Below are 19790 nucleotides of genomic sequence, written 5' to 3' on the forward strand. Positions count from 1 at the left end.
CGGGGTGTCCCCGGGGCATCCCACAAGAGAGAGTGAGACAGACCATGAATACGTTCGAGACGTACGAGTCCGAGGTCCGCGGCTACTGCCGCAACTTCCCCGCCGTGTTTGCCACGGCCAAAGGCGCCTGGATGACCGACACCACCGGCCGCCGCTACCTCGATTTCTTCAGCGGTGCCGGCGTGCTCAACTACGGCCACAACCCCGACAAGATCAAACAGGCCCTGCTGGCCTACCTGATGCGCGACGGCATCACGCACACGCTGGACATGTACAGCGAGGCCAAGGAAGCCTTCATCCGCCGCTTCCAGGACGTGATCCTGCAACCCCGTGGCCTGTCCTACAAGCTGCAGTTCCCCGGCCCGACCGGCACCAATGCGGTGGAAGCGGCGCTCAAGCTGGCGCGCAAGGTCACCGGCCGCGACCAGGTGGTGAGCTTCACCAACGCCTTCCATGGCATGACGCTCGGTTCGCTGGCGGTCACGGGCAACGGCTTCAAGCGCGCCGGCGCCGGCGTCAGCCTGAACCACACGGCCTCGGTGCCGTTCGACGGCTACCTCGGCAGCGAGGTCGACACGCTCGACTACTTCGAAGCCATGCTGGTGGACAACGGCAGCGGTATGGAACTGCCGGCAGCCGTGATCGTGGAAACGGTGCAGGCCGAAGGGGGCGTCAACGTTGCCGGCACGGCCTGGCTGCGCCGCCTGCGCGAGATCACCGCGCGCCACGGCATCGTGCTCATCGTCGACGACATCCAGGTGGGCTGCGGCCGCACCGGCCACTTCTTCAGCTTTGAGGAAGCGGGCATCGTGCCCGACATCGTCACGCTGTCCAAGTCCCTCTCGGGCTACGGCCTGCCGCTGGCGCTGGTGCTGATCAAGCCCGAGCTGGACCAGTGGACCCCCGGCGAGCACAACGGCACCTTCCGCGGCCATTGCCCCGCGTTCGTCACCGCCACCGCCGCGCTGGGCTTTTGGACCAACACCCTGCTGCAGGACGCCGTGACCAGCAAGGGCGACATGGCGGTCGAGCAGCTCACGCGCATGGTCAAGGCCCAGGGCCTGGACGCCTCCGTACGGGGCCGTGGCCTGATCCAGGGCGTGGCCTTCAGCGAACCGGGGCTGGCCTCGGCCATCTCGCAGGCCTGCTTCGAGCGCGGGCTGGTCATCGAGACGGCCGGCATCGACGACCAGGTGCTCAAGCTCCTGCCCAGCCTGACCATCAAGGAGGACGAACTGCAACACGGCCTCGACATCATCGAAACCAGCCTGCGCGCCGCCCTGAGCCGCGACCTGCGCAAAGCCGCCTGAAACCCCAAGGAGACATTGAACATGATCGTCAAACACCTCGAAGACATTCTGGGCACCGCCGCCGACGTGGACACCGAAGGCTGGACCAGCCGCCGCCTGATCTACCAGGACGCCGGCATGGGCTACTCGGTCAACGACACCATCATCAAGCCCGGCGCCGAGCTGGAGATGGAATACCGCAACCATTTCGAGACCGTCTACTGCATCGAAGGCGCGGGCGAGATCACCGACCTGGCCACCGGTCAGACCCATGCCATCCGCCCGGGCACGATCTACGCCCTCAACCAGCACGACCGCCACATCCTGCGCGCCAACAAGGGCACGCACATGCGCATGGTCTGCGTCTTCAATCCGCCGCTGACCGGCCGCGAAGTGCACGACGAAACCGGCGCCTACGCGCTGGCGGACTGAACCGAGGGAGGTCCACGCCATGAGCACCTTTACCCCGGCGCCGTCGGCGCCCACCACGCCCGACCGCTACCCGTCCCGCGTTTCGCCGCGGGCCCGCATCACGCCCCGCCTCGACCCGGTGGTCTATGGCAGCGCCGACCAGGGCCCGCTGAGCGCGCACCAGTTGCACTTCTACGAAGACAACGGCTACCTCAGCTTCGACGAACTGCTGAGCGACGACGACATCACCCGCTGCCTGAACGAGCTGGCGCGGCTGCGGGCCGATGAATCGATCAAGGAGGGCGACACCGCAGTGATCGAACCCGAGAGTCGGGAGCTGCGCTCCCTCTTTGCCGTGCACCGCAGCAGCGAGGTGCTCCGCGGGCTCTGCAACCACCCCAAGCTGGTGGCGATCGCGCGCCAGCTGCTGGGCAGCGAGGTCTACATCCACCAGTCGCGCATCAACTACAAGGGCGGCTTTCGCGGCAAGGAGTTCTACTGGCACTCCGACTTCGAGACCTGGCACATCGAAGACGGCCTGCCCGCGATGCGCACGGTCAGTTGCTCCATCAGCCTGACGCCGAACACACCGTGCAACGGGCCGCTGATGATCATCCCCGGCTCGCACCAGCGCTATGTGTCCTGCGTCGGCGAGACGCCCGACAACCACTACAAGGCCTCGCTCAAGCGGCAGGAGGTGGGCGTCCCCGACGACGACAGCCTGACACAGCTGGTCAACGATTTCGGCATCGCCGCCCCCACCGGTCTGGCCGGGGCGGTGACCTTCTTCGACTGCAACGTGATGCACGGCTCCAACTCCAACATCACGCCGCTGCCGCGCAGCAACGTCTTCGTGGTTTTCAACAGCGTGGAGAACACGCCCGTCGCCCCCTTCTGCGGACTGCCGCCGCGCCCGGACTTCATCGCCGAGCGCACCGATTTCCGCCCCGCAGGCGGGCACTGATCCCCCCTCCCAGGAGCACACCATGTCACCCACCTCTCCCTTGCGCCGCGCCCTGCTCGCCCTGGCCGGCGCCAGCGCCCTGCTGGGCACCGGCATCGCGCACGCCGAGACCACGCTCGAACGCATCCAGAAACAGGGCTACATCCGCATCGGCTTCGCCAACGAAGCGCCCTACGCCTTCGCCACGCCCGACGGCAAGCTCAGCGGCGAATCGCCCGCGGTGTTCCGGCACGTCATGGACAAACTCGGCGTCAAGGAAGTCGACGGCGTGCTGACCGAATGGGGTTCGCTGATCCCGGGCCTGCGTGCCGGCCGCTTCGACGCCATCGTGGCCTCGATGTACATCACGCCCACCCGCTGCAAGCAGGTCATCTTCGCCAACCCGACCTACGGCATCGGTGAAGCCCTGATCGTGCAGAAGGGCAACCCCGATGGCGTCGGCAACTACGCCGACGCGGTGAGCAAGGGCAAGAAGATCGCCTTCGTGGCCGGCACCGCCGAGATCGAACACGGCAAGCTCGCCGGCATGGCGCGCGACCAGCAGGTGATCGTGCCCGACTTCGCCGCCGCCGTCGCCTCGGTCAAGTCCGGGCGCGCCTCGGCCGCCGCCTTCACGTCGCTGACCGCCCAGGACCTGGCCGCCAAGGACGAGGCCATCGAGCGCGCCGAACCCTTCACCTTCAGCCACGAAGGCAAGCTCTACAAGGGCGAGGGCTCGTTCGCCTTCCGCCAGGAAGACACCGCCCTGCGCGACGCGGTCAATGCCGAGCTGGCCAAGTTCCTGGGCACGCCGGAACACCTGGCCCTGGTCAAGCCTTTCGGCTTCGACGCGGCCAACCTGCCCGAGAAGACCGCGGCCCAGCACTGCGCCGGCGAATAAGCGGCACACCGCATGGCCGGCTCCGCGCCCCCCCACCGCCCCCAGGCCCTGCTCCTGGCCACCGGCCTGCTGGCGTTCGCCGCCGGCCTGGTGGTGGCCAGCTTTGCCGGCTTCCGCGACTTCCTGCCCGAGCTGCTGCGCGGCGCGCGGGTCACGGTCACCGTGGCGCTGGGCGGCGCGGTGGTGGCGGTGGCCGCGGCGCTGACCGCCGGCCTGCTGCGGCTGTACGGCCCGCGCCCGCTGCGCTGGCTGGCCACCGCCTACATCGAAACCTTCCGCGGCACATCGGCCCTGGTGCAACTGTTCTGGCTGTTCTTCGTGCTGCCGCACTTCGGCATCACGCTCGGCCCGATGGCCGTCGGCATCACCGCGCTGGGCCTGAACATCGGCGCCTACGGGGCCGAGGTGGTGCGCGGCGCCATCGGCGCGGTGCCCCGTGGCCAGTGGGAAGCGGCGCGGGCGCTGAACCTGAGCCAGGCCCAGACGCTGCGCCGCATCGTGCTGCCACAGGCCCTGGTGGCGATGATCCCGCCCTGGGGCAATTTGCTGATCGAGCTGCTCAAGGCGACCTCGCTGGTCTCGCTCATCACGCTCGCCGATCTCTCGTTCAAGGCGCAGCAGATCAACCAGAACACCTTGCGCACGGCCGAAGTGTTCGGCCTGGTCCTGCTCATGTACCTCGCCCTCTCGACCCTGATCACCCTGGGCATGCGCGCGCTGGAGCGCCGGGCGGCGCGTGGGCTGCGCCGCGGGAGAGCCGCATGACCCCGATCTGGGACGGGGGCTACGCGCGCGAGATCCTGCCCATCCTGGCCGAAGCCTCGCTGATCACGGTGCAGGCCACGCTCATGGGCTTCGCCCTGGCGCTGGTGCTGGGCCTGCTGTTCGCCGCCGGCCGCCTGTACGGCCCGCCGGGGTTGCGGCTGGCCTTCGGCGCGGTGGTGGAGTTCATCCGCTCCACGCCGTTGCTGATCCAGATCTTTTTTCTCTACTACGTCATGCCCGATTTCGGCCTGACACTCGACGCCCTGCCCACCGGCGTGCTGGCGCTGGGCCTGCACTACGGCGCCTACTGCGCCGAGGTCTACCGCGCCGGGCTGGACAACGTGCCCAAAGGGCAGTGGGAAGCGTCGATCGCGCTCAACCTCTCACCCTGGAACACCTTCCGCCGCATCATCCTGCCGCAAGCCATTCCCCCGGTGGTGCCGGCGCTGGGCAACTACCTGGTGGCCTTGTTCAAGGAGACCCCACTGCTGTCGGTGATCGCGGTGCTGGAGCTGATGCAGACGGCCAAGATCCTGGGCTCCGAGAGCTTCCAGTACACCGAACCCATCACCCTGGTCGGCCTGTTCTTCCTGGCCTTCAGCCTGGTATCGGCCGCCCTCATCCAGCGCCTGGAGCGCCATCTGAACCGCCGGCCCGGTCGGCAACGCACCCCATGACCACCGACACCCCCGACCACGCCGCCGTCACCGCGCCCATGGTGCGTTTCGAGCGCGTCAGCAAGCGCTACGGCGAGCTCACCGTGCTCGACGGCCTGGACCTGGACATCGCGCCGCACGAGAAGGTCGCGATCATCGGGCCGTCGGGCTCGGGCAAGACCACCGTGCTGCGCATGCTCATGACGCTCGAACGCATCGACGAGGGCGTGATCTGGGTCGACGGCGAGCCGCTCACCCATCGGCGGCGCGGCGAACAGTTGGTGCCGGCCGACGCCGCCCACCTGCGCCGCATGCGGGGCCACATCGGCATGGTGTTCCAGCACTTCAACCTGTTCCCGCACATGAGCGCGCTCCGGAACTGCATGGAGGCGCCGGTCACTGTGCTCGGCCTGCATCCGGACGAGGCGCGGGAACGCGCCGGCGAGCTGCTGGCCATGGTGGGCCTGTCGGACAAGCTCGACCATTACCCGTCGCAGCTTTCGGGCGGCCAGCAGCAGCGCGTCGCGATCGCGCGTGCGCTGGCCATGCGGCCCAAGGTGATGCTGTTCGACGAAGTCACTTCGGCACTCGATCCCGAGCTGTGCGGCGAGGTGCTCAGCGTGATCCGCAGCCTGGGTGCACAGCACCAGCTGACCATGCTCATGGTCACGCACCAGATGGGCTTCGCGCGCGAATTCGCCGACCGCGTCTGTTTCTTCGACGCCGGCAAGATCGCCGAACAGGGCCCCGCGCAGGCCTTCTTTGAAAACCCGCAGAGCGAGCGCACGCGCCAGTTTCTGCGCGCGGTGATGGAAGCGGTCTGAGCCCTCGCGCCGGCGCCGCTCAGGGTCGGCGCTGCACCGCGGCGGGCAGCCGGCCCGGAGCGTCCCAGGCATCGGTGCCGAACCAGGCGCCACCGTCGAGGCAATCGCGCAGCATGGGCAGTGCGTCGAGCCCCCAGAACAGCCGCCCGTCGACCACCAGGGCCGGCACACCGAACACCCCTGCGGCCAGCGCGGCATCGGTGTTCTCGCGCAGACGCTGTTTGACCGCGTCGGTGTCCGGCGCCAGCCAGGGCCGGCCGCGCTGCGTCATGTGGTCCTGCAACCCGGCTTCGAGCGCGGCCAGGCGTTGCGGAGCCGTCGCGTCCTGCCCGCCCTGCCAGACGTGGCGAAAGAGCTGCTCGGTCACGTAGCGGCTGGTTTCGCCCGGCGCCTCATCGGTGGCGGTGGCCAGGCCCAGCCGCAGCAACGGCAAGGGGTTGAAGGGGTGTGCCGCCGGCAGGTCCAGCGCCACGCCGTGCTGCTGCGCCAGCCAGAGCACCTGGCGGTAGGTCCAGTCGCGCTTGCCGGGGATCTCGGCCGGCCCGAGCTGGCCGCTCGCCTTGAGCAGCGCCGCGAACAGCACCGGGCGGTAGCGGACTTGCACGCTCAGGCCCTGCAGCGCCAGGGGCAGGCGCTCGAAGGCCAGACAGGCATAGGGCGAGATGGGGTCGTACCAGAACGTGATGTCGTGCAGGCGCGGGGCGGTGGCGGCGGTCATGTGGTGAGCTCCTGGCGGGCTTCGATCTGGGCCCAGATGGCCAGGCGACGGGCTTCGTCCGCCTGGCCCCAGCCGGCAATTTCGTCCAGCGTGCGCCAGCACCCCTGGCACCAGCCGGTGGCCGCGTCCATGCGGCAGACCCCGACACAGGGCGAGGGCACACCGGCCACCCCGGGGCGGCGGCGGGCATCGGCCAGCCGGAGCGGCGGGCGGGCGGCGTCCGCCATGTCAGGCGACCGGCGGCACGACCGTGACGTCGTGCACCGGCGCGCCGGTGAACCGCTGCAGGTCGTCCGGAGTGAGGCGGAACACACCGTGCGGATGGCCAGCGGCGGCCCAGATGTCGGCAAAGCGGAACAGCTGGGCGTCGATCAGCGTGACCGGCGGCGTGCTGTGCGCCAGCGGCGACACCCCGCCGATGGAAAACCCGGTCTTGCCCTTGACGAATTCCGCATCGGCCCGGCCCAGCTTGCCCCCATCGGCACAGACGAGGGCCTGCACCTTCTTTTCGTCCACGCGCAGGTCGCCCGAAGTGACCACCAGCACGGCGGCCTCGTCGGATTTGCGCCGGAAGATGATGCTCTTGGCGATCTGCCCCAGCGCCACCCCCAGGGCGTCGGCCGCCTGCTGGGCGGTGCGGGCCGCGTCGTCCAGCTTCACCGGGGCATGCGGGTGCCCGAAGGCCGCCAGCGCCGCCGCCACCCGCTGCATGCCGGCGGGCCAGGCCTCGGAAGAAACCGTGTCGTTCATGGTCGGGAATGGTAGCGGCACGGTCCTGGCGTCAGGCCATGCGCTTGACCATGAACAGGCTGGCGCCCATGGCCATGAGCACACCGCCGAACACGCGGTTCTGCGCCCGGCGCGCACGCGCCGTGGCCAGCCAGCGCTGCGCGCGCGACGCCAGGAACGCGTAGCCGTGCATGACGATCACGTCGACCATGACCGTGGTCAGCAGCAGCACCAGCAATTGCATGCCCAGCGAGCGCTGCGGATCGATGAACTGAGGCAGCACCGCCACCATGAACACGATGCCCTTGGGATTGGTCACGTTGGTGAAAAAGCCCAGCAGGAGCCGCGACCGCACCGGCGGAAGCCCACGGGGTTCGGCCGCCGCGACGGTGCTGGCCGGGTCCGCCCTGGCCTGGGCCGGTTCAGCGGCCGGCACCGGTGCGGCCCACTGCCGCCAGCCCAGCCAGAGCAGGTAGACCGCCCCCACCACCTTGACCACGGTGAATGCGGTGGCCGACGCCAGCAGCAGGGCCCCCACGCCCACACCGGCCACCAGCAGCACCACCGCCAGGCCCAGTTGCAGGCCCGCAATGGTGGCACTGGTGCGCCGCACGCCGTAGGCCAGCCCGTGCGTCATGGACAGCACCGCGCCGGAACCGGGCGAGAGAGCGATCACCCAGGCAGCGGCAAAGTAGGCGAGCCAGACGTGGAATTCCATGGAAAGTCAGCGGCAGAAAACGGACAGCCCGCCATGATGCCACCACCGCAGTGCGCGCGGGGCCCCTTGCCGGCTTGCCCCCACCTCTGGCTCAGCCCCGGCCCGCGAGCGGGTACAGGGCCTGGAGCACGGTGTCGGGCAGGTCCATGCCGGCTGCCGCGGTTTCGTGGCGCCGCGCCAGACGCTGGGCCCCGGGCAGCCGCACGCCGTCCTCGGCCAGCATGGCCGCGACCAGCGCTTCGATGCGCGCGTCGTAGGTGCCGTGCCCGGCCAGCGCGGCCGGGTTGATGAACAGGAACACCTGGCCCACGCGGGGCACCTCGCCTTCGGCGTCGAGCAGCGAACCAGCCTCGAAACCGAAGTGCGAGCCGGTGAGCGTGCCCACCAGCAGGTCGATCATCAGCGCCAGCAGCGTGCCCTTGAGCCCACCGGCCGGCACCATGGTGCCGGCGAGCCCGGCGCGCGGATCGGTGGTGGGCTGGCCCTCGGCATCGAGCGCCCAGCCCAGCGGGATGGATTGCCCTTCGCGCGCGGCCACCACCAGCTTGCCGCGCGCCACCGCCGACAGCGACAGGTCGATCAGCACCGGCTCGTGCCCGGGGCGCGGGAACACCGCCGCGATGGGGTTGGTGCCGAACAGGGCGCGCTTGCCGCCCCAGGCCGGCATGGCGGCCGGCGCATTGCCCAGCACCAGCCCGACCAGCCCGGCATCCGCCACGGGCTGCAGGTGGTAGCCGGCCGCGCCGAAGTGGTGGCTGTTGCCCACCGCCACCAGCGCCACGCCCTGCTCGCGCGCCAGCGCAATGCCCCGCTCCACGGCCAGCCGGCAGGCCGGATAGGCCAGGCCCGTGCCGGCGTCGATCCACAGGGCCGCGCCCTGCGCGCGCCGGATCACGGGCTCGGCCCGGCCATCGGCGCGGCCGTTGCGCAGATGCGCGGCGTAGGCCGGGATGCGCGTCACGCCGTGCGACGCCAGGCCTTGCAGGTCGGCCTCGACCAACGCTTCGGCCGTCAGGCGGGCCATGGTGTCGTTGGCGCCAGCGCGGGCCAGTGCCTCGCGGGCGAGTTCAAACAGGTCGGAAGGGGTGATGTGGGCCAAGGGCGCTCCGTGCGGCAGTGATTCCAAGGGGCGCGATGCTAAGCCATGGGCCGGGCACCCGGCCACCAACCCCGGTGCGGGCTCAGCCCGCGCGCTTGGCCAGCAGCGCGCGCGCCACGCGCGAGCCGCTCGGGCGGCCCAGTTGCTCGCTGATGTACTGCCCGGCATCAACCAGCGCGTCGAGATCGATGCCGGTGTCGATGCCCAGGCCGTGCAGCAGGTAGACCACGTCTTCGGTGGCCACGTTGCCGGTGGCACCCTTGGCGTAGGGGCAGCCGCCCAGGCCGGCCACCGACGACTGGAAATTCCACACGCCCAGCTCCAGCGACGCCAGCGTGTTGGACAGCGCCTGCCCGTAGGTGTCGTGGAAATGCCCGCTGACCTGGTTGATGCCGAAGTGCTGCAGCGTGGCCTCGATGGCGGCCTGCACCTTGCGTGGCGTGCCCACGCCGATGGTGTCGGCCACATCGACGCGTTCGACCCCGATGCCTTTCATCAGGCCGGCAAGGTACGCGACGCGCTCGGGGGCGATGTCGCCCTCGTACGGGCAGCCCACGGTGCAGCTCATGGCCCCCCGCACCGCGATGCCGGCGGCCTTGGCCGCCGCGACCACGGGCGCGAAGCGCTCGATGCTTTCGGCGATGGAGCAGTTGATGTTGCGCTGGCTGAAGGCCTCGCTGGCCGCGCCGAACACCACGATCTCGTCGGGCTGGTCGAGCACGGCCGCCTCGTAGCCCTTGAGGTTGGGCGTGAGCACCGAGTAGCGCACCCCGGCCTGGCGGGCCATGCCCTGCATGACGGCGTGGTTGTCGGCCATCTGCGGCACCCATTTGGGCGAGACGTAGCTGGTCACCTCGATCTCGGTCAGGCCGGCCGTCTGCAGGCGCTGCACCAGCTCGATCTTGACCGCGGCCGGTACCGGCTGCTTTTCGTTCTGCAGGCCGTCGCGCGGGCCGACGTCGATGATCTGGACGCGGGAGGGGTAGCTCATGGGAAAGTCCTGGGGTTCGGGAAGGGAAGCCGGGCGCCGCCGCCGGTCATTGCAGCTTGAGCAGCTCCGCGCCTTCGGTCACCTGATCGCCGGGCGCATACAGCAGCTCGGCCACGGTGCCATCGGCCGGCGCGGCGATGGTGTGCTCCATTTTCATGGCTTCCATCACCGCCAGCGGCTGGCCCTTCTTGACCGCGTCGCCGGCCTTGACCGCGAAGCTCACCACCTTGCCCGGCATGGGCGCGGTCAGGCGCCCGCCCTCGGCCGCCGCTTCGCCCGCGTGGGCCAGCGCGTCCAGTTCCGTGATCACGGTGGCGCCGCGGTCGCCGAACACATGCACCGTCTCGTCGCGCTGCCAGGTCTGCACCGTCTGGCGCTGGCCGTCCCACTGCAGGTCCAGCCGCGTGCCGCTGTCGGCCGGCAGCGCCTGGAAGCGCAGGACCGCCGCTTCACCGCCCGCCACGGCGAGCTGCAGCGCGCCGTCGTGCAGGTAGGTCAGCTGTGCCGTCAGGGTTTCGCCCTGGTAGGCGAAATCGAAGCGGCGCCGCGCCAGGCCGAAGGGGCGCCAGCCGTCGGTGCGCGAGAAGGGGTCGGCGCCCTCACCGGCTTTTTCGTGCACCAGGGTCTGGGCCACGGCGGCGGCCACGGCCGTGTCGCGGCCGACCGGGTCCTGCTTGAACAGCACCGCGGCCTCGCGCGGGATCAGCGCGGTGTCGAGCCGGGCCTGGGCGAAGGAGCCGCTGCGCACCACGTGGCGCAGAAACTGCACGTTGGTCGCCAGGCCGATGATGCGGGTGTCGGCCAGCGCCGCGTCCAGCCGCGCCAGCGCCTGCTCGCGCGTGTCGCCGTGCACGATCAGCTTGGCCACCATGGAGTCGTAGAACGGGCTGATGGCGTCGCCCTCGCGCACGCCGTCGTCGAAACGCACGCCGGCCGCCGGGCCGGCCACGGGCGGCCGTTCGAAGCTCGCGTGCGCCGGCTTGCGGTAGACGTGCAGCTGGCCGGTGGCGGGCAGGAACTGGTTGTCGGGGTTCTCGGCGCAGATGCGCGCCTCGATGGCGTGGCCGGTGATGCGCAACTGGTCCTGCGTGCACGGCAGCGGCTCGCCACTGGCCACGCGCAGTTGCCACTCGACCAGATCGAGCCCGGTGATGGCTTCGGTCACCGGGTGCTCCACCTGCAGGCGGGTGTTCATTTCCATGAAGTAGAACTTCATCTGCTCGGGGTGCTCGTAGCCGCCGGGCTGCTCGACGATGAATTCCACCGTGCCGGCGCCCACATAGTTCACCGCCCTGGCCGCGGCCACCGCCGCTGCGCCCATCTGCTGGCGCAGCGCGGGCGTCATGCCGGGTGCGGGCGCTTCTTCCAGCACCTTCTGGTGGCGCCGCTGCACCGAGCAGTCGCGCTCGAACAGGTAGACGCAGTTGCCATGCGTGTCGCCGAACACCTGGATCTCGATGTGGCGCGGGCGCTGCACGTACTTCTCGATCAGCACCGCGTCGCTGCCGAAGCTGTTGATGGCCTCGCGCTTGCAGCTCGCCAGTGCGGCCGCGAAATCATCCGCCTTCTCCACTGCGCGCATGCCCTTGCCCCCGCCGCCCGCGCTGGCCTTGATCAGCACCGGGTAGCCGATGCGGTCGGCCTCGCGCTGCAGCAGCGCCGGGTCCTGGTCTTCGCCGTGGTAGCCCGGCACCAGCGGCACGCCGGCCTGCTCCATCAGGCGTTTGGATTCGGCCTTCAGGCCCATGGCCTGGATCGCCGACGAGGGCGGGCCGATGAAGACCAGCCCCGCTTTCGCGCAGGCGTCGGCAAAGGCCTCGTTCTCGCTCAGGAAACCGTAGCCGGGGTGGATGGCCTGGGCGCCCGTGGCCTGCGCGGCCGCGATGATGCGTTCCCATTGCAGGTAGCTCTGCTTGGGCGCGCTGCCGCCGATGTGCAACGCCTCGTCGCAGGCGGCCACGTGTTTGGCACTGGCGTCGGCATCGGAATACACGGCCACGGTGCGCACGCCCAGGCGGCGGGCGGTGGCGGCGACGCGGCAGGCGATTTCGCCTCTATTCGCAATCAGGATCTTGGAGAACATCAGGCTTCCTTGAGAGGACCGGAGGAAAGAAGCGCACGCAGGCGACGGAACGCCGCGCGCAGGAAGGTGAACAGCATCCAGGTGACGATCCACATCAGCACCAGGACGATGAGCAGCAGCACGCCGAAGAGCACCGTGTGGTGGGTGGCGAGCCAGATCGCGGCGACGACCAGCCCGTCTTCGACCAGGCTCATGCCGATGTTGGACAGGGGTTCGGGCGAGGTGTTGATGGCCGCGCGCGTGGTGGTCTTGGCGGCCTGGCTGCTGGCGGCCAGGGTGCCGCCCATCAGCGCCGCCACCAGCGCCATGGTGGTGTTGTCGGCGCCGAACACGCCCGCCGCCAGCGCAGCGCCGGCGGGCACGCGGATCACGCTGTTGACGATGTCCCACAGCGAATCCAGGCCGGGAATCTTGTCGGCGAAGAACTCCACGAACAGCAGCGCGCCGCTGGCCGCGAGCACGAGCGGGTGCTGCAGCACCTGCAGGCCCTCGGGCAACGGCATCCAGCCCACCGCGCCCAGGGCACCCACCAGAAACACCACCGCATAGAGCCGGAAGCCGCTGACCCAGCCCAGCGCCGCAGCGAGCGCGAGCAGGCTGGGCATGTCCAGGTGGCTGGCGGCGGCCCCGACGCCGTCGGCCACCTGGCCACCGGCCTGGGTGCTCCAGCCCGCGATCCATGCCATCAAGCCGTTCCAGATGCTGTCCATACGCTGACCTCCTGTGAATGAAGGATCAGATTACCCCGCCAGCCAGGCCGGTTTGCGCTTTTGCAGAAACGAAGCCACACCTTCGCGGCCTTGTTCACTCGCGCGGATGTCGGCGATGCCTTCCACCGTCGCGGCGATCAGCGGGGCATCGATGGCGCGCCCGGCCACGTCCTGCACCAGCTTCTTGCAGGCCCGCACGGCGGCCGGGCTGGCGCTGACCAGTGCGGCCGCGAGTTCGGCCACCTTGGCCGCCAGCGCGTCGGCTTCGACCAGCTCGTGCACGAAGCCGATGCGGTGCGCCTCTTCGGCGCTGAAGCGCTCGGCGGTGAGGAAGTAGCGGTGCGCCGCGCGCGCGCCCATGGCGCGGATCACGTAGGGGCTGATGGTGGCCGGGATCAGCCCGAGCTTGACCTCGGACAGACAGTAGGTGGCGGTGCGCACGCTCACCGCCATGTCGCAGGCCGCGACCAGGCCCATGCCGCCCGCGAACACGTCGCCCTGCACCGCGGCGATGGTCGGCTGGGGGCATTCGTAGATGGCCTTCAACATGGCGGCGAGCTGGCCGGCGTCGGCGATGTTTTCGTCGCGCGTGTAGTCGGCCATGCGGCGCATCCAGTTCAGATCGGCACCGGCGCAGAAGGCCGGGCCTTCGGCGGCGAGCACCACGGCGCGCACGTCGTCCCGGGCACCGACCGTTTCAAAAGCGGCCTTGAGTTGCTGGATCACGTCGTCGTTGAAGGCGTTGCGCACCTCGGGACGGGTGAGGGTGATGCGGGCGATGCGGTCCTGCACCGCCACGGTCAAGGCTGGGGTCATCGGGAAGCTTCCTCTTGCAGCAGGTAAACCAGATCCAGCTCGGGGCTGGCATGGCCGAGCGCGGTCAGCGCGGAGGTGATCTGGCCGCGGTGGTGCGTGCCGTGGTTGAACACGTGGGCCAACGTGGCGGCAAACGGCAGGGTGGCGGCCGTGCCGCGCATGGTGGTGTAGGCCAGCACGCCGTCAAAACGCTCGGCGGGCCAGCTTTCGATCAGCGGGGCCCAGCGCGCCACGCCCGCGCGCAGAGCCTGCGCCAGCGCGGCGCGATCGGTTTCCACCTCGGCGTCCAGCGCCAGTTGGGGCGACACCCCTTCGGCAAAACGCCGGAACCACAGCCTGTGTTCGCCCACCAGCAGGTGGTTGAGCGTGCCGTGGATGCTCTTGAAGAACAGGCCCACGTCCTGGCGGTAGCCGGCTTCGGGCACGGCGGCCACAGCGTCCAGCAGGCGCTGCGTGGCCCACACGTTGTAGCGCGCCAGGGTCAGGAAGTGGTGGGTCGCGTGCATGGTCGGGGGTCTCAGCGGACGGCGGGTGCGGCAAACCCCTGGGCATCCAGAAAGGCCGACACCACCGGTTGCCAGGTCGCGGGAAAACGGGTGAACAGGCTGTGCCCGTCGGCACCCTGGGGGCCGAACTGCACGAACTGCGCCGTCCCGCCAGCCTGGGTGAAGGCGGCGTGCCATTCGCGCGGCAGGCGGGCGCCGAAATAGCGGTCGTTGTCGGCGTACACCCACAGCATGGGCACACGCGCCGTGCGGCCATAGGCGGCAAACAGTTGCGCCAATTGGGCGGGCGAACACGGCTGCTCCGGATGGCGCTCCGGTGAACCCCCGCCGCCACCGGCAAAGTTGATCGCGGCGCGCACGCCCGGCGGATTCATTGCCGCCAGGGCCACCGCCGTCGCACCGCCGAACGACTGCCCCAGCACCAGCACGCGGTCCGGGTCCACGTCCGGACGCTGGCGCACGGCCTCCAGCACGGCCAGCGTCTGTTCGGCGGCCGCGGCGAACACGGCCGGATAGCGGCGCTGCGCGCAGGCGCCGGAAGCCTCCACATCCTCCCCACCCGACACGCCGTAACCAACGCGCGTGGGCACGGCGACGACAAACCCCCGGCCCACCAGGTAACGGGCGGCATCGCTGTAGCGCGCCCGGCCCAGCGCCGCCCGCCCCGACGCGCTCGGGGCGCGGCCGTGGTTGATGAGCGCGATGGGCGCCGGCCGGGGATTCGTGGTGTCGGCAAAAACGGTCACGCGGATGGGCTGGGCGACCGCCCGGCCCCAGGCGTCCTGAACCCGCACCGGCACATCGATCTGCGTCTCGACCAAGGCCGCCTGGGCGCGCCCGACCAGGGCCCACAGGGCCAGCGCGCAGCAGAGAAAGCCCAACGGACGCATGCTCACCGGCTCACATCCGGAACAGACCGAACTTGGTGTCCGGGATCGGGGCGTTCAGCGAGGCGGAGAGGCCCAGGGCGAGCACGCGGCGCGTGTCGGCCGGGTCGATCACGCCGTCGTCCCACAGGCGGGCGGTCGCGTAATAGGGGTGGCCCTGCACCTCGTACTGCTCCTTGATCGGGGCCTTGAAGGCGGCTTCTTCTTCCGCGCTCCAGCTGCCGCCCTTGCCTTCGATGCCGTCGCGCTTGACAGTGGCCAGCACGCTGGCCGCCTGCTCACCGCCCATCACGGAAATGCGCGCGTTGGGCCACATCCAGAGGAAGCGGGGCGAGTAGGCGCGGCCGCACATGCCGTAGTTGCCGGCGCCGAAACTGCCGCCGATGATCACCGTGAACTTCGGGACCGCGGCTGTCGCCACGGCCGTCACCATCTTGGCGCCGTTGCGGGCGATGCCTTCATTTTCGTACTTGCGACCGACCATGAAGCCGGTGATGTTCTGCAGGAACACCAGCGGCGTCTTGCGCTGGCAGCACAGCTCGATGAAGTGCGCGCCCTTGAGGGCCGATTCGCTGAACAGGATGCCGTTGTTGGCGATGATGCCGACCGGCATGCCTTCGATGCGCGCGAAGCCGCAGACCAGGGTGGTGCCGAAGCGCGCCTTGAACTCGTCGAACTCCGAGCCGTCGACGATGCGGGCAATGATTTCGCGCACGTCGAACGGCTTGCGCGTGTCGGTGGGAATCACGCCATACAGCTCTTCGGCCGGGTACCGCGGCGCCACCGGATCGATGGTCGTGATGGGCGGCACCTTGCGGGCATTCAGGTTCTTCACCGCCTGGCGCGCCAGCGCGATGGCGTGCAGATCGTTCTGCGCCAGGTGGTCGGCCACGCCACTCAGGCGCGTGTGCACGTCGCCGCCGCCCAGGTCTTCGGCGCTCACCACCTCGCCGGTGGCGGCCTTCACCAGCGGCGGGCCACCCAGGAAGATGGTGCCCTGGTTCTTGACGATGATGGTCTCGTCGCTCATGGCCGGCACGTAGGCGCCGCCCGCCGTGCACGAGCCCATCACCACCGCGATCTGCGCGATGCCCTGCGCGCTCATGTTGGCCTGGTTGAAGAAGATGCGGCCGAAGTGGTCGCGGTCGGGGAAGACCTCGTCCTGGTTCGGCAGGTTGGCGCCGCCCGAGTCCACCAGGTAGATGCAGGGCAGGTGGTTCTGCTGCGCCACCTCCTGCGCGCGCAGGTGCTTCTTGACGGTCAGCGGGTAGTAGGTGCCGCCCTTCACCGTCGCGTCGTTGCAGACGATCATGCAGTCCACCCCGCTGACACGGCCGATGCCGGCGATGACGCCGGCGCAGGGCGCGTCGCCGTTGTACATGGCGTGCGCGGCCATGGGGCTGAGTTCGAGAAACGGTGTGCCCGGGTCCAGCAGCATCTGCACGCGGTCGCGCGGCAGCAGCTTGCCGCGTGCGGTGTGCTTGGCGCGAGCGGCCTCGCCGCCACCGAGCGTGGCCTTCTCGATCTGGGCCTTCAGGTCGTTCACCACGGCGCGCATGGCAGCGGCGTTGGCCTGGAAATCGGCAGAGCGGGCGTTGAGTTGGGTGTCGAGTATCGTCATATCAGGGGTCCAGCGTGCGGCGCAGGGGCCGCTGTCAGGCGGTGTGGGCTTCGGCCAGGCCCAGTTCTTCTTTCATCGCCTCGCGAATCCTGAATTTCTGGATCTTGCCGGTCACGGTCATGGGAAAGGCGTCGACGAAGCGTATGTAGCGAGGCACCTTGTAGTGCGCGATCTGGCCCTTGCAGAAGGCGCGGATGTCGTCCTCGCCCAGCACCTGGCCGGGCTTGGCGATGATCCAGGCGCACAGTTCTTCGCCGTACTTCTGGTCGGGCACGCCCACCACCTGCACGTCCTGCACCTGGGGGTGGCGGTAGAGGAATTCCTCGATCTCGCGCGGGTAGACGTTTTCGCCACCGCGGATCACCATGTCCTTGATCCGGCCGACGATGTTGACGTAGCCCTCGTCGTCCATGATGGCCAGATCGCCGGTGTGCATCCAGCCTTCGGCGTCGATGGCTTCGGCGGTGCGCGCCGGATCGTCCCAGTAGCCCTGCATCACCGAATAGCCGCGCGTGCACAGCTCGCCGCGCTCGCCCACCGGCACGGTCCGGCCGCTGTCGGGTTCGATGATCTTCACCTCCAGGTGCGGCTGCACCAGGCCCACGGTCGACACCCGCTTGTCCAGCGGGGTGTCGGTGCTGCTCTGGCAGCTCACCGGGCTGGTCTCGGTCATGCCGTAGGCGATGGTGACCTCGCCCATGTGCATCTCGGCCTGGACCCGCTTCATCACCTCGATCGGGCAGGGCGAGCCGGCCATGATGCCGGTGCGCAGGGTGGACAGGTCGAACTCCGCAAAACGCGGATGGTCCAGCTCGGCGATGAACATGGTCGGCACGCCGTGCAGGCCGGTGCACTTTTCCTGCTGCACCGCCTGCAGCACCGACAACGGCTCGAAAGCGTCGTTCGGGTAGACGATGCAGGCGCCGTGCGTGAGGCAGGCCAGGTTGCCCAGCACCATGCCGAAGCAGTGATACAGCGGCACCGGAATGCACAGCCGGTCGGCCTCGCTCAGCTTCATCGCCTCGCCGATGAAGAAGCCGTTGTTCAGGATGTTGCGGTGCGTGAGCGTCGCGCCCTTGGGGAAGCCCGTGGTGCCGCTGGTGAACTGGATGTTGATCGGGTCGCGCGCCGTCAGCAGCTTGGCCACCACATCCAGCCGGGGGTCGGCTGGGTCGCCGCTGCGCATCAGATCGGAGAACCGGCGGAAGCCGGGCACGTCCTCGCCCTGCCCGGCCTCGTCGATCCAGATCGCGTGCTTCAGGTGCGGCAAGCGCTCCGACTGCAAGGCGCCCGGCTGCGCGTGCGCCCATTCCGGAGCCAGCTCGCGCAGCATGCCGATGTAATCGCTGGTCTTGAAGCTGGGCATGGTCACCAGCGCCTGGCAATCCACCTTGTTGAGCGCGTATTCCACCTCGGCCGTGCGGTAGGCCGGGTTGATGTTGACCAGCACCAGCCCCGCACGGGCGGTGGCGATCTGCATCAGCACCCATTCGGCGTTGTTGTGCGACCAGATGCCCACGCGGTCGCCCACCTTGAGCCCCAGGCCCAGCAACGCGCTCGCCAGCCGCCGGCTCTCGGTCTGCAGCTCGCGGTAGGTGTAGCGCCGCCGCTGGTGCAGCACCACCAGCGCCTCGCGCTCGGGCACCCGTTCCACCATGGCATCGAAAAAGGCACCAATGGTCTGCTCGATCAGCGGCTGGTCGGTAGCGCCGCGGGCATGGCTTTCGCTCAGGGGGCCCATGTGCGTTGTCTCCTCAGGGTCTGTGTGGCAAGCGTGTGCCCTGGCAATGTATACCCGGCGCGCACGACCTTGAACCGGCAGCTTACCCGCGACCGCACCACCTTTGGCGTCACCATGGTTGCAAAATGCGCCACCATATCGCCCCAAAGTGCTCCACCATGCCCACCCGCCCCAGCCTGCCGCCCGCGCGCACACCCTTTGCTTTCGTGCAATGTGTGCTGACCGCCTACGAGCGCCGGCACCAGGCCGCCGACGCGGCGCTGGAAAAGGCACAAATTGCGCCAGATGCGAGAGGCCGGTGGCCGGCGCGGGTGTCCTCGCTGCAGTTCGAACGCCTGTGCGCCGCCGCGATGCAGGAGCTGGACGACGAGGCCCTGGGCTGGTTTGAGCGCCCGCTGCCCTGGGGCAGCTACGGCATGCTGGCCCGCGCCTCCATCAGCGCCCCGACCCTGCGCGTTGCCCTGCGCCGCTGGTGCCGCCACCACGGCCTGCTCACGCGCGACGTGCTGCCCGCGCTGGACGAAGCCGACGGCACCGCCTGCATCACGGTGCACGAACACCGCGACCTGGGCCCGCTGCGCGAATTCGCCCTGCTCTCGCTGATGCGCAATGTGCACGGCCTTTCATGCTGGTGGGTGGACTCGCGCATCCCGCTGCAGGCGGCCGAATTCCCGGTGCCGAAACCGGCGCACGCCGATGTCTACGACACGCTGTTTCCCGGTCCGGTGCGTTTTGGGGCCCCGCTCGCCCGGCTGCGCTTCGACGCCGCCTACCTCGACCTGCCGCTGCACCGCGACGAAACCGCGCTGGCCCAGATGCTGCGGCGCGCCCTGCCCATCATGGTGCTGCCCTACCGCCGCGACCGCCTGCTGGCCCTGCGCGTGGGCCAGCAGCTGCAGTTGCGACCCGATCTGGGCACCGAAGCGCTCGCGGCCACCCTGTCCCTGTCCGCGCGCACCCTCCAACGCCAACTGGCCGACGAGGGCACCTCGCTGCAGGCGCTCAAGAACGAAGCCCGGCGCGACCGCGCCATCGCCCTGCTGCAGCGCACCCAGCGCCCCATCAAGCAGATTGCCGAAGCCACGGGCTTCCGCAATGAAAAGAGCTTCATGCGCGCTTTCAAGGACTGGACCGGGCTGACGCCCGGCGAATGCCGCCTGGGCGGCTCCCCGCGCACGCCCTGAACCGCGCGCCCACGCGCACGGCCACGCCCGGCCCACCCGTTTTCCGCGCCCGTGGCCGGGCGCCCCTGCACGCGCAAGCCTGGGTGGTGCGCGCACCACCACAAGGCGCCCGCACGCCCCATTTCGGCACAAGCCGCCGCCCGATCGCGCGCCGTCCCGGGGCACCCTGCGGCGGGGCATGCCGCGCTCAGCTCCACG

At 69.7% G+C, this 19790-nt stretch carries 21 protein-coding genes; 8 read left to right on the forward strand and 13 right to left on the reverse strand.

The features are described from left to right. Positions 1-44 precede the first annotated feature (44 nt). From ectB to ehuA, 7 genes are read left to right on the forward strand one after another with little or no spacing between them, the layout of a single operon-like run. Entirely contained in the window at positions 45-1310 is a 1266-nt protein-coding gene (gene ectB, locus L0977_RS18735) for a diaminobutyrate--2-oxoglutarate transaminase (protein ID WP_234266387.1), read from the forward strand. 21 nt (positions 1311-1331) lie between these two features. Beyond that, positions 1332-1721: an ectoine synthase gene (locus tag L0977_RS18740; protein ID WP_234266388.1), complete on the forward strand. Its 390-nt coding sequence runs from the start codon at positions 1332-1334 to the stop codon at positions 1719-1721. 19 nt (positions 1722-1740) lie between these two features. After that, entirely contained in the window at positions 1741-2664 is a 924-nt protein-coding gene (gene thpD, locus L0977_RS18745; RefSeq protein WP_234266389.1) for an ectoine hydroxylase, read from the forward strand. A 22-nt stretch (positions 2665-2686) separates the two neighbouring features. Further along, on the forward strand, positions 2687-3544 hold the full coding sequence (gene ehuB / locus L0977_RS18750; RefSeq protein ID WP_234266390.1) for an ectoine/hydroxyectoine ABC transporter substrate-binding protein EhuB: 858 nt from the start codon (positions 2687-2689) through the stop codon (positions 3542-3544). 12 nt (positions 3545-3556) lie between these two features. Then, positions 3557-4309 (forward strand): ectoine/hydroxyectoine ABC transporter permease subunit EhuC, encoded by a 753-nt coding sequence (gene ehuC / locus L0977_RS18755; RefSeq protein ID WP_234266391.1) that lies wholly within the window; start codon positions 3557-3559, stop codon positions 4307-4309. Further along, positions 4306-4986: an ectoine/hydroxyectoine ABC transporter permease subunit EhuD gene (gene ehuD, locus L0977_RS18760; protein ID WP_234266392.1), complete on the forward strand. Its 681-nt coding sequence runs from the start codon at positions 4306-4308 to the stop codon at positions 4984-4986. The genes ehuC and ehuD overlap by 4 nt, the downstream gene beginning before the upstream one ends. Further along, positions 4983-5789 carry an ectoine/hydroxyectoine ABC transporter ATP-binding protein EhuA gene (ehuA, locus tag L0977_RS18765; RefSeq protein ID WP_326491086.1) on the forward strand — a complete coding sequence of 269 codons (807 nt, stop codon included), beginning with the start codon at positions 4983-4985 and terminating at the stop codon, positions 5787-5789. The genes ehuD and ehuA overlap by 4 nt, the downstream gene beginning before the upstream one ends. A gap of 19 nt (positions 5790-5808) precedes the next feature. Here ehuA and L0977_RS18770 read toward each other — a convergent pair whose 3' ends face one another. The 13 genes from L0977_RS18770 to L0977_RS18840 form a co-directional block, all read right to left on the reverse strand. Next, on the reverse strand, positions 5809-6483 hold the full coding sequence (locus tag L0977_RS18770; protein WP_234266447.1) for a 2-hydroxychromene-2-carboxylate isomerase: 675 nt from the start codon (positions 6481-6483) through the stop codon (positions 5809-5811). Between the two features lie 20 nt (positions 6484-6503). Beyond that, positions 6504-6734 (reverse strand): DUF1289 domain-containing protein, encoded by a 231-nt coding sequence (locus L0977_RS18775; protein WP_234266393.1) that lies wholly within the window; start codon positions 6732-6734, stop codon positions 6504-6506. Position 6735: 1 nt separating this feature from the next. After that, a complete protein-coding gene (locus L0977_RS18780; protein WP_234266394.1) occupies positions 6736-7257 on the reverse strand; it encodes a YbaK/EbsC family protein in 522 nt (173 codons plus the stop codon). A gap of 31 nt (positions 7258-7288) precedes the next feature. Beyond that, positions 7289-7954 carry a LysE family transporter gene (locus tag L0977_RS18785; RefSeq protein WP_234266395.1) on the reverse strand — a complete coding sequence of 222 codons (666 nt, stop codon included), beginning with the start codon at positions 7952-7954 and terminating at the stop codon, positions 7289-7291. 91 nt (positions 7955-8045) lie between these two features. Beyond that, the gene (locus L0977_RS18790; RefSeq protein ID WP_234266396.1) at positions 8046-9053 is read right to left on the reverse strand and encodes an Ldh family oxidoreductase; all 1008 of its coding nucleotides are present in this window, start codon (positions 9051-9053) and stop codon (positions 8046-8048) included. 82 nt (positions 9054-9135) lie between these two features. Then, a complete protein-coding gene (locus tag L0977_RS18795) occupies positions 9136-10044 on the reverse strand; it encodes a hydroxymethylglutaryl-CoA lyase (RefSeq protein ID WP_234266397.1) in 909 nt (302 codons plus the stop codon). A 46-nt stretch (positions 10045-10090) separates the two neighbouring features. Beyond that, entirely contained in the window at positions 10091-12127 is a 2037-nt protein-coding gene (locus L0977_RS25710) for an acetyl/propionyl/methylcrotonyl-CoA carboxylase subunit alpha (protein ID WP_442786652.1), read from the reverse strand. Then, positions 12127-12837: a DUF4126 domain-containing protein gene (locus L0977_RS18815; protein ID WP_234266398.1), complete on the reverse strand. Its 711-nt coding sequence runs from the start codon at positions 12835-12837 to the stop codon at positions 12127-12129. Before L0977_RS18815 ends, L0977_RS25710 begins: the two co-directional genes overlap by 1 nt. A 30-nt stretch (positions 12838-12867) precedes the next feature. After that, the gene (locus L0977_RS18820; RefSeq protein WP_234266399.1) at positions 12868-13653 is read right to left on the reverse strand and encodes an enoyl-CoA hydratase/isomerase family protein; all 786 of its coding nucleotides are present in this window, start codon (positions 13651-13653) and stop codon (positions 12868-12870) included. Beyond that, complete coding sequence (locus tag L0977_RS18825) at positions 13650-14159, reverse strand: DinB family protein (protein ID WP_234266400.1); 510 nt, start codon at positions 14157-14159, stop codon at positions 13650-13652. Before L0977_RS18825 ends, L0977_RS18820 begins: the two co-directional genes overlap by 4 nt. 11 nt (positions 14160-14170) lie before the next feature. Next, positions 14171-15049 carry an alpha/beta hydrolase family protein gene (locus tag L0977_RS18830; protein WP_234266449.1) on the reverse strand — a complete coding sequence of 293 codons (879 nt, stop codon included), beginning with the start codon at positions 15047-15049 and terminating at the stop codon, positions 14171-14173. A 10-nt stretch (positions 15050-15059) separates the two neighbouring features. Then, entirely contained in the window at positions 15060-16667 is a 1608-nt protein-coding gene (locus L0977_RS18835) for a carboxyl transferase domain-containing protein (RefSeq protein ID WP_234266401.1), read from the reverse strand. A gap of 34 nt (positions 16668-16701) precedes the next feature. Beyond that, a complete protein-coding gene (locus L0977_RS18840) occupies positions 16702-18408 on the reverse strand; it encodes an AMP-binding protein (RefSeq protein ID WP_234266402.1) in 1707 nt (568 codons plus the stop codon). Positions 18409-18566: 158 nt separating this feature from the next. Here L0977_RS18840 and L0977_RS18845 point away from each other — a divergent pair, with 158 nt between their 5' ends. After that, entirely contained in the window at positions 18567-19592 is a 1026-nt protein-coding gene (locus L0977_RS18845; protein WP_234266403.1) for an AraC family transcriptional regulator, read from the forward strand. Positions 19593-19790 lie beyond the last annotated feature (198 nt).

It is taken from the genome of Hydrogenophaga sp. NFH-34 (genome assembly GCF_021401345.1).
Lineage (GTDB): Bacteria > Pseudomonadota > Gammaproteobacteria > Burkholderiales > Burkholderiaceae_C > Hydrogenophaga > Hydrogenophaga electricum.

Excerpts from the sequence above, each read along its gene's own strand:
- L0977_RS18815 (WP_234266398.1), bottom strand. The coding sequence starts at position 12,837 with ATGGACAGCATCTGGAACGGCTTGATGGCATGGATCGCGGGCTGGAGC.
- ehuA (WP_326491086.1), top strand. The coding sequence starts at position 4,983 with ATGACCACCGACACCCCCGACCACGCCGCCGTCACCGCGCCCATGGTG.
- L0977_RS18845 (WP_234266403.1), top strand. The coding sequence starts at position 18,567 with ATGCCCACCCGCCCCAGCCTGCCGCCCGCGCGCACACCCTTTGCTTTC.
- ehuC (WP_234266391.1), top strand. The coding sequence starts at position 3,557 with ATGGCCGGCTCCGCGCCCCCCCACCGCCCCCAGGCCCTGCTCCTGGCC.
- ectB (WP_234266387.1), top strand. The coding sequence starts at position 45 with ATGAATACGTTCGAGACGTACGAGTCCGAGGTCCGCGGCTACTGCCGC.
- L0977_RS18795 (WP_234266397.1), bottom strand. The coding sequence starts at position 10,044 with ATGAGCTACCCCTCCCGCGTCCAGATCATCGACGTCGGCCCGCGCGAC.
- L0977_RS18740 (WP_234266388.1), top strand. The coding sequence starts at position 1,332 with ATGATCGTCAAACACCTCGAAGACATTCTGGGCACCGCCGCCGACGTG.
- L0977_RS18775 (WP_234266393.1), bottom strand. The coding sequence starts at position 6,734 with ATGGCGGACGCCGCCCGCCCGCCGCTCCGGCTGGCCGATGCCCGCCGC.
- L0977_RS18780 (WP_234266394.1), bottom strand. The coding sequence starts at position 7,257 with ATGAACGACACGGTTTCTTCCGAGGCCTGGCCCGCCGGCATGCAGCGG.
- ehuB (WP_234266390.1), top strand. The coding sequence starts at position 2,687 with ATGTCACCCACCTCTCCCTTGCGCCGCGCCCTGCTCGCCCTGGCCGGC.
- L0977_RS18785 (WP_234266395.1), bottom strand. The coding sequence starts at position 7,954 with ATGGAATTCCACGTCTGGCTCGCCTACTTTGCCGCTGCCTGGGTGATC.
- L0977_RS18825 (WP_234266400.1), bottom strand. The coding sequence starts at position 14,159 with ATGCACGCGACCCACCACTTCCTGACCCTGGCGCGCTACAACGTGTGG.
- thpD (WP_234266389.1), top strand. The coding sequence starts at position 1,741 with ATGAGCACCTTTACCCCGGCGCCGTCGGCGCCCACCACGCCCGACCGC.
- L0977_RS18820 (WP_234266399.1), bottom strand. The coding sequence starts at position 13,653 with ATGACCCCAGCCTTGACCGTGGCGGTGCAGGACCGCATCGCCCGCATC.
- L0977_RS18840 (WP_234266402.1), bottom strand. The coding sequence starts at position 18,408 with ATGGGCCCCCTGAGCGAAAGCCATGCCCGCGGCGCTACCGACCAGCCG.
- ehuD (WP_234266392.1), top strand. The coding sequence starts at position 4,306 with ATGACCCCGATCTGGGACGGGGGCTACGCGCGCGAGATCCTGCCCATC.
- L0977_RS18835 (WP_234266401.1), bottom strand. The coding sequence starts at position 16,667 with ATGACGATACTCGACACCCAACTCAACGCCCGCTCTGCCGATTTCCAG.
- L0977_RS18830 (WP_234266449.1), bottom strand. The coding sequence starts at position 15,049 with ATGCGTCCGTTGGGCTTTCTCTGCTGCGCGCTGGCCCTGTGGGCCCTG.
- L0977_RS25710 (WP_442786652.1), bottom strand. The coding sequence starts at position 12,127 with ATGTTCTCCAAGATCCTGATTGCGAATAGAGGCGAAATCGCCTGCCGC.